This window comes from Streptomyces sp. NPDC057616 (assembly GCF_042800575.1).
Lineage (GTDB): Bacteria > Actinomycetota > Actinomycetes > Streptomycetales > Streptomycetaceae > Streptomyces.
In genome coordinates this window covers 21,462-28,810 of record NZ_JBHVGU010000058.1, presented here as the reverse complement: position 1 = coordinate 28,810, position 7,349 = coordinate 21,462, and the positions used below count along the sequence as shown (strand labels likewise).

The window sequence follows — 7,349 nt, the reverse complement described above, 5'->3', positions numbered from 1 at the left end:
TCTTTTCCTCTTGCCTGTGTTCGTTGTTCGTTCCCTTTCCCGTCTCTACCCGCCCCCTTCTTCCTTTCCTCCTTTGCTTTCCTCTTTTTTTCCTCCCCCCCCCCCCCCGAGCCCGGCGCCCGGCGCGCTCGACCACTCCCTATCCTGATCCCGGGCCACATGACCAGTGCGGACGTGCCTGGCCCCGGACGAGAAGGAGTGTGGGATGACGGTGCACGTGCTGAGAGCGGACGAGCGCCCGGCCGTGCCGTGGAAGAACGGGGGCGGGCTGACCCGTGAGGTCGCCTCGGCCCCCAGCCGGGCGGGGATGTCGGACTTCGCGTGGCGGGTCAGTCTCGCCGACGTGGCCGAGGCGGGCCCGTTCTCCCGCTTCGAGGGCGTCGACCGCATCATCACCCTGGTCGACGGCCCCGGCATGGTGCTGACCGTCGACGGCACCGCGCACACCGTGGCCGAGCCGTACGTCCCCTTCCCCTTCTCCGGAGAGGCGACCACCGACTGCCGGCTGCTCGGCGGCGGTCTCGTCGACTTCAACGTGATGGTCCGGCGCGGACGGGCCACGGCGCACGTCGAGATCGTCCGCGACCGAGTGGCGGTCTCGGCCCTCGCCGACACGACGCTGCTCGTGGTCGTACTGGACGGCTCCGCCGTCCTCGAGACCTCAGCCGTTGCCCTCGACCGCTTCGACGCGGCGCTCATCGCCGACGTCCGCGACGAGCCCCTCAAGGTGAACGGCGTTGCAGCACTCGTCACGCTCACGGGAGCGGCTGCCGACGTATAGGCCGAGAGATCGGTCGTGATCCATGGAGCCGGGATGTCGAGAAAGCTCCGGCGGCTCCGTCCCCGGTGCGGAACACGACAACGACCTTGGAGGCACGGCCGTGCGAACCAACGAGATCACCGAGATCCTGGACCGCCCGATCAGCCGCGAGCTGCTGGAACGCGACGTGCTCCGGCTGGCGTACGTGGCCAAGGACGGCACACCCCGGAACATCCCGATCGCGTTCACCTGGAACGGCACCGAGATCGTCATGTGCACCACGAAGAACGCCCCGAAGCTCCCGGCTCTGCGCGCGAACCCGACGGTCGCCCTGACGATCGACACCGAGGTGCACCCACCGAAGATCCTGCTGATCCGCGGCCGTGCCGAACTGGACGTCGTCGACGGCATCCCGGACGAGTACCTCCAGATGAACGGCTCGTACGAGATGACGCCCGAGCAGCGCGTCGAGTGGGAGGCCGAGATCCGCTCGCTCTACGACGGCATGGTCCGCATCGTGGTGACCCCGACCTGGGCCAAGCTCATCGACTTCGAGACGACCCTGCCGAGCGCGGTCGAGGAACTGGTCCGGCAGCGGGCCGAGCGCGAGGGCGTCTGACAACGGCCCGTCCCGAGGCGGCCCCTCGCGGTCGCATAGGGTTCCCCAATGCTCGAAGGAAAGCTCGTACGACTGCGCGCGCTGCGCTCCGAAGACGCCGAACACCACGTCCGGTGGCGCAACGACCCCGAGGTGGTCCGCCTGGCCGCCGCCGGTGACCCGATGTTCGGCCCGGTCACCGCCGAGGCGGTCGGGCTCGGCTTCGACACCATGCTGCGCCTGAGCCCGAGGGAGTCGGCCTTGTTCACGGTCGAGGACCTGACGAGCGGGACGCCGATCGGCATGGCCGACTACCGCGACCTGGACCCCTACGTCGGCGTGGCCACCCTCGGAATCACCATCGGCGAGCGGGAGTTCTGGGGTGGCGGCTACGGCAGCGAGGCGGTGCGCCTGATCGCGGGCCACCTGTTCGGCGCGTACGGCTTGAACCGGCTGGAGCTGGACACCTGGAGCGGCAACGAGCGCGCCGTGCGCGCCTTCACCCGGCTCGGCTTCCGCGAGGAAGGCCGCCGCCGGTCGGCCGTACTCGTGGAGGGAAAGCGCTACGACCGCGTCCTGTTCGGCATGCTTCGTGAGGAGTGGGCGGGCCCCGCGTGAGGTCGTAGCAGCGGTGGACGCCCGAGGCCGACGGGGCGCGGTGTACTACAGCGGGACGGTGGTGCCGGGCTCGACGCGGTCGATGGGGATACCGGTCAGGCCGTTCTCGCCCAGGATGGTGGCGGTGGAGGTCTGGCCCAGGTCGCTGAGCATGAGTTCGTGGATCTGGATGACGCGCCGGGGCTTGACCGCGCGGACGTAGTCGGCGGCCTCGCCGAGTTTCGTCCACGGCCCGCTGGTCGGCAGCAGCAGGGTGTGCACGGGGGCGTCCGGCGCGAAGTAGGCGTCACCGGGGTGGTAGAGAGCCCCGCCGTCGAGGAGGTAGCCGACGTTGTCGGGGCAGGGGATGTCGGTGTGGATCGGCGCGTGGAGGTGGCCGTGCACGGCGACGGTGACGGAGCCGACGCTGAAGGTGTCGCCCGCCGTGACGGTGCGCACGCGCCCCTCGTGATCACCGAGTGCGGCCGCGACGGCGCCCGTGCCGTAGACGCGTAGGCCGGGCTGGGCTCGCAGCGCGGCGGCGACGAGCTTGTCGTCGAAGTGGTCGAAGTGTTCGTGCGTGATCAGGACGGCGTGCGCCCGGCCGACGGCCTGCGCCGCGTCGGGTGTGAAGGTGCCGGGATCGATGACCAGGCGAGTGTCGTCCTTCTCGATCGTGACGCAGGCGTGGGCGTGCTTGGTGAGCTGCACGGTGGATCGATCCCTTCCGGGCTGGTGATTCGTTGCAGGGCGATTCCCTGCAACAAAACTGTACACCTAAGTTATACAGTTTAGGTGTACAGATTGGGTGTGGGAGTGAGTAGGCTGCTGCCATGGACGACGAGCAGCTGGCCGAAGAACTCCGCCTGACCATCGGACGGCTGGTACGCACGGTGCGTGCCGCCGACACGCTCCCCTCCGGCGAGGCCGCCGTCCTGGGCTACCTGGACCGCGGCGGCCCGCTGACCACCGCCGACGTCGCACACCAGTGGGGCGTGAGCCACCAGTCGACCGCACGAGCGGTCAAAGACCTTCTCGCCCAGGGCCTGGTGCACGCCGGGCCCCACCCGACCGACGGGCGCAAGCTCCTGCTCCGCCTCACGCCGGCCGGAAGCGAGCGGCTGGCGGCGGAGCGCCGGAGGCGGGCGGACTGGCTCGGCACCGCGATCGCCGAGGCCCTCGCCCCCGACGAACGGCTAGCCCTCGCGAAGGCGGTGCCCCTGCTGTCACGCCTGGACGCGCACCTGAAGGCCAAGTAGGCGGACCTGGTTCACTTCGCCGCGTCCAGGGCCTCACCGGGTCCACGCTGCCCGCTGGAGGACCGGGCACGTCTCCGGCGCCGGTCTCGTACCGGCCAGAGCAGGACGTAGGCGGTGGACACGACGACGAAACCCAGCCGGATCAGGCCGCGGGCCGCGTCACCGGGAACGACGAAGACCGTGCCGTACAGGGTGATCAGGCCGATCCAGCTCCACCAGGGCACCAGGCGCCGCTGTCCGATCACGTCCCACAGCAGCGTGCCCAGCAGGACCGAGGCGGTGTAGTACGTGTAGACGCTGGGGTCGAGGGCGATGCGCGCGTTGGCGCCGAGCAGGACGACGGCGGGCCAGCGGCCTCGCCAGACCGCGACGCAGCCCAGCGCCAGCCCCACCGTGGCCTGCGCGGGCCGGTCCCAGGGAGGGGTGCGCGGATTGTCGACGCCGAGCCAACGCAGCGCGGACGCGGGCTGGTTGGGGATGGTGAACTCGGCTGCGGTCAGCGACTGCGGGGCGCCGAGGAAGAACGGCAGCCAGGCGAGCGCGACCAGTGCCGCGCACCACAGACCCGCGCGCAGCCGCTGCCCCCTCGGCAGTGCGAGCAGGAGCGGCAGGAAGGCCAGTGCGGTGGGCTTGGAGTCCATCGCCAGGGCCAGGAAGACGCCCGTCGCGGCAGGGTTGCCGCGGGTGAGGGCGTGGACCGCGAGGGCCGTGAAGAAAAGGGCCAGTACGTCGTCGAGGTGACCGAAACGGACGGCGACCTCGATCCACATCGGGATGAAGGCCAGGCCCGCGATGAGCACACGCTGGCGCAGCCGTTGATGGTTGGTGCCGGTGCCCAGGAGATGCCAGGCGGCGCTGCGTCCGGCCACGACAAGGATCAGCAGGCCGAGCAGGGACATCACGCCGGCGGCGAGGAACTGCCCGACGGACTCGGGGAACGGGTTGAACAGGCCCGCCGCCAGGAAGCTGAGCGGGCCCATCTGGAGCTCGGGGTGATGGGCGTAGAGATTGAGGCCGCCGTCCGCACGGCCCGAGCCCGCGTAGAGCAACTCCCCACCCGTACGCAGGTAGTGCCAGGAGAATCCGCCGTGCGGCTGGACCACGGCGAACCAGAGGACGGTCCAGGCGGTGAGCAGCACCAGGTGTACCCGCTGGCTGATGGCCGACACGCTCTCCCACTTCCGGTTCTCGTCGCCTGGCTCGGTTCCCCCGGTCATGCGCCCCTTGTTGAGATGTCCGGAAGGCGGGGCGGGTTGTCGGCATAAGGTAAGAAACGGCCTGGCCTGCGTCGCAGAGCGGCGCGTGTGCAGCCGACAGCGGCTTCAGGCTCCGCCAGTCAACCTGTTACAGAAGGGACTTGGACACGGTGCCTGCTCTCCCTGCCGCGACGGACCAAGCTGTCACCCTGCTCCGTGACTTCGGCGCCGAAACCATCGCCCACCCGGGCGGCACGCTCCTCGCCCACGTCCGGCGCGTACAGGAGCGGCTGGCGCACTGGAAGGCCCGTCCCGCCCTCCAACTCGCCGGCCTGTGCCACGCGTTCTACGGCACGGACGGCTTCCCCACCGCGCTGCTGCCGCTGGGGCGTCGCGATGAGCTCGCAACGGTGATCGGCGCCGAGGCCGAGGCGATCGTGTACCTGTACGCCTCATGCGACCGCAAGGCCACCTACCCCGCGCTCCACGAGGCGGACGCTCTCTTCCACGACAGGTTCACCGGCAGCGCGTTCGTTCCGACACGACAGATGCGCCAGGACTTCACCGAACTGACGGCGGCCAACGAACTCGATCTCGCGGTCATCGACCCCACCTTCCGGGAGAAGGTGGGCCCTGCGCTGCTCGACCTGTTCACCAGACTGCAGGGCTTGTTGAGCGTCGACGGCTGGCGTGAGTGCGGCACGGTACTTGCCGCCGACTAGCCCTGCGGGGCGGACAACTGGGTGACGACGCCGGAATGCCGCCCGCTCTCGATTGCCTGCCGGGGGAGTGACAGCGCGAAGTACTCACCGATGACTTGCAGGACTCGGCGCTGGTACCTGAGGTGGCTGGAGCGCGCCGAGCGGGAGCCGGATGTCGCCACCACCCGCGCGTGAACAGGGCCGGGGCCGAGCACGGACCTTCGTCCCTCCCTGGAGTCGGGCCACCTAGAATCGGGCCATGGGACGGACCGACCGCGCCGGCCGCGTGATCGCGGCACCACCTGCCACTGTCTACCGCGCCCTGCTCGACCGGGACGCCCTTGAGGTCTGGCTGCCGCCGCACGGCATGCGCGGGCGGGTCGAGCACTGGGATCCGCGGCCCGGTGGCGGGTTCCGCATGGAGCTCACCTATCTCGACCCCACCGACAGCCCCGGCAAGACCTCGGACGCCACGGACGTCGTCGACGTCGGCTTCGTCGAGCTGGTGCCCGCCGAGCGCATGGTGCAGCAGGCGGTGTTCGAGGCCGAGGACCCCGCGTACGCGGGCACCATGACGATGACGTGGCAGCTGACTGCCATCGGTGAGCGGACCGAGGTGACGGTCACCGCCACGGACGTGCCGCCCGGCATCGACCAGGCCGCCCACGAGGCCGGGATCGCCTCGTCGCTCGCCAACCTGGCGTCGTACGTCGAGGCGGCCGATTGAGCCCTCCGGCGCCCACCCCCAATAAGACGCCGACACGGGCCCCGCCCCCAAGGACGAGGACGAGGGCCCTTGCCGTGGCCGCGTGGTCAGCTCGCCGCGTAGTTCTGCAGGAACAGCGCCTCCGCGACCGACAGCCGCTCCAGTTCCTCGGGCGAGACGCTCTCGTTCACCGCGTGGATCTGGGCCTCCGGCTCGCTCAGGCCGATCAGGAGGATCTCCGCGTCCGGGTACAGGGCCGCGAGGGTGTTGCACAGCGGGATGGAGCCGCCCTGGCCGGCGTACTGCATCTCCTGGCCGGGGTAGGCCACCGACATCGCCTCGGCCATCGCCGCGTACGCCGGGCTGGTCGTGTCGGCGCTGAACGCCTGGCCCTGGCCGATCTGCTCGGTCCGCACCCGGGCACCCCACGGGGTGTGCGCCTCCAGGTGGGCCTGGAGCAGCTTCGTCGCCTCGACCGCGTCGACGCCCGGCGGGACGCGCAGGCTGACCAGCGCCCGGGCGCTCGCCTGCACCGACGGGGTGGCGCCCACGACGGGCGGGCAGTCGATGCCGAGGACGGTGACGGCCGGACGCGCCCAGATGCGGTCGGCGACCGTGCCCGAGCCGATCAAACCCACGCCGTCGAGGACCTTGGCGTCCTGGCGGAACTGCTCCTCCTCGTACTGGAGACCCTCCCACCCGGACTCGGGCGTCAGACCGTCGACGGTCGTGGAGCCGTCCTCCGCACGCAGCGAGTCGAGTACGCGGATCAGCGCGCCCAGCGCGTCGGGCGCGGCGCCGCCGAACTGGCCGGAGTGCAGGTTGCCTTCGAGGGTGTCGATCTGCACGCGCACCAGGGTCATGCCACGCAGCGTGGTGGTCACCGTCGGCAGACCGACGCGGAAGTTGCCCGCGTCGCCGATGACGATGGTGTCCGCGGTCAGCAGGTCCGGGTGCTGCTCGGCGTACCGCTCCAGGCCGCCGGTGCCCATCTCCTCCGAGCCCTCGGCGATGACCTTGATGTGCACGGGCACGCCGCCGTTGGCCTTGAGGGCCCGCAGCGCCAGCAGGTGCATGATCACGCCGCCCTTGCAGTCGGCGGCCCCGCGCCCGTACCAGCGGCCGTCCCGCTCGGTCAGCTCGAAGGGCGGCGTCGTCCAGGCGGCCTCGTCGAGCGGCGGCTGCACGTCGTAGTGGGCGTAGAGCAGGACGGTCCTGGCGCCCTCCGGTCCGGGCAGGTAGCCGTAGACGGACTGGGTGCCGTCCGGGGTGTCGAGCAGCGCCACGTCCTGGAATCCCTCGGCGCCGAGCGCGTCGGCGACCCAGCGTGCGGCGCCCTCGCTCTCGCTCTTCGGGAACTGGGCGAAGTCCGCCACCGACTTGAAGGCCACCAGTTCGGCGAGCTCCGCCTGCGCTCTCGGCATCAGAGAGGCGACGGTCCCGGCGACCGGATTCGACGACATGGGCACGCTCCTTGTGGGTGCGACGTTGTACGAGTGGATATCGGGATCCTCCCACAGTGGCCTGCGGCG

Annotated in this window: 9 protein-coding genes; 6 read left to right on the top strand and 3 right to left on the bottom strand. The window is 70.6% G+C overall.

The window, feature by feature from the left end:
- Positions 1-205: 205 nt before the first annotated feature.
- The 3 genes from ACFU97_RS42590 to ACFU97_RS42580 all read left to right on the top strand — a co-directional run bounded on the left by ACFU97_RS42590 (position 206) and on the right by ACFU97_RS42580 (position 1,976).
- Positions 206-781: a HutD family protein gene (locus tag ACFU97_RS42590; protein WP_384267737.1), complete on the top strand. Its 576-nt coding sequence runs from the start codon at positions 206-208 to the stop codon at positions 779-781.
- A gap of 100 nt (positions 782-881) precedes the next feature.
- The gene (locus tag ACFU97_RS42585) at positions 882-1,379 is read left to right on the top strand and encodes a pyridoxamine 5'-phosphate oxidase family protein (RefSeq protein ID WP_384267735.1); all 498 of its coding nucleotides are present in this window, start codon (positions 882-884) and stop codon (positions 1,377-1,379) included.
- Between the two features lie 48 nt (positions 1,380-1,427).
- On the top strand, positions 1,428-1,976 hold the full coding sequence (locus tag ACFU97_RS42580; RefSeq protein ID WP_384267732.1) for a GNAT family N-acetyltransferase: 549 nt from the start codon (positions 1,428-1,430) through the stop codon (positions 1,974-1,976).
- Between the two features lie 45 nt (positions 1,977-2,021).
- Here the strand turns inward: ACFU97_RS42580 and ACFU97_RS42575 are convergent, their stop codons facing one another.
- Positions 2,022-2,666 carry an MBL fold metallo-hydrolase gene (locus ACFU97_RS42575; RefSeq protein ID WP_384267730.1) on the bottom strand — a complete coding sequence of 215 codons (645 nt, stop codon included), beginning with the start codon at positions 2,664-2,666 and terminating at the stop codon, positions 2,022-2,024.
- 122 nt (positions 2,667-2,788) lie between these two features.
- Here ACFU97_RS42575 and ACFU97_RS42570 point away from each other — a divergent pair, with 122 nt between their 5' ends.
- The gene (locus tag ACFU97_RS42570; protein ID WP_384267728.1) at positions 2,789-3,214 is read left to right on the top strand and encodes a MarR family winged helix-turn-helix transcriptional regulator; all 426 of its coding nucleotides are present in this window, start codon (positions 2,789-2,791) and stop codon (positions 3,212-3,214) included.
- An 11-nt stretch (positions 3,215-3,225) separates the two neighbouring features.
- Here the strand turns inward: ACFU97_RS42570 and ACFU97_RS42565 are convergent, their stop codons facing one another.
- Positions 3,226-4,431, bottom strand: coding sequence for a hypothetical protein (locus ACFU97_RS42565; protein WP_384267727.1), 1,206 nt, complete (start codon positions 4,429-4,431; stop codon positions 3,226-3,228).
- Positions 4,432-4,580: 149 nt separating this feature from the next.
- Here ACFU97_RS42565 and ACFU97_RS42560 point away from each other — a divergent pair, with 149 nt between their 5' ends.
- Together ACFU97_RS42560 and ACFU97_RS42555 are read left to right on the top strand one after the other, a co-directional pair.
- Entirely contained in the window at positions 4,581-5,132 is a 552-nt protein-coding gene (locus ACFU97_RS42560; protein WP_384267726.1) for a DUF6817 domain-containing protein, read from the top strand.
- A gap of 238 nt (positions 5,133-5,370) precedes the next feature.
- Positions 5,371-5,838, top strand: coding sequence for an SRPBCC family protein (locus tag ACFU97_RS42555; RefSeq protein ID WP_384267724.1), 468 nt, complete (start codon positions 5,371-5,373; stop codon positions 5,836-5,838).
- Between the two features lie 86 nt (positions 5,839-5,924).
- On the opposite strand, the gene ACFU97_RS42550 is transcribed toward ACFU97_RS42555, so the two are convergent.
- A complete protein-coding gene (locus ACFU97_RS42550; RefSeq protein ID WP_384267721.1) occupies positions 5,925-7,280 on the bottom strand; it encodes a dipeptidase in 1,356 nt (451 codons plus the stop codon).
- Positions 7,281-7,349: the final 69 nt, after the last annotated feature.

Bases quoted from the DNA above. Each gene is read 5' to 3' on its own strand.
- ACFU97_RS42590 (WP_384267737.1), top strand. From the start codon at position 206: ATGACGGTGCACGTGCTGAGAGCGGACGAGCGCCCGGCCGTGCCGTGG.
- ACFU97_RS42580 (WP_384267732.1), top strand. From the start codon at position 1,428: ATGCTCGAAGGAAAGCTCGTACGACTGCGCGCGCTGCGCTCCGAAGAC.
- ACFU97_RS42570 (WP_384267728.1), top strand. From the start codon at position 2,789: ATGGACGACGAGCAGCTGGCCGAAGAACTCCGCCTGACCATCGGACGG.
- ACFU97_RS42565 (WP_384267727.1), bottom strand. From the start codon at position 4,431: ATGACCGGGGGAACCGAGCCAGGCGACGAGAACCGGAAGTGGGAGAGC.
- ACFU97_RS42555 (WP_384267724.1), top strand. From the start codon at position 5,371: ATGGGACGGACCGACCGCGCCGGCCGCGTGATCGCGGCACCACCTGCC.
- ACFU97_RS42550 (WP_384267721.1), bottom strand. From the start codon at position 7,280: ATGTCGTCGAATCCGGTCGCCGGGACCGTCGCCTCTCTGATGCCGAGA.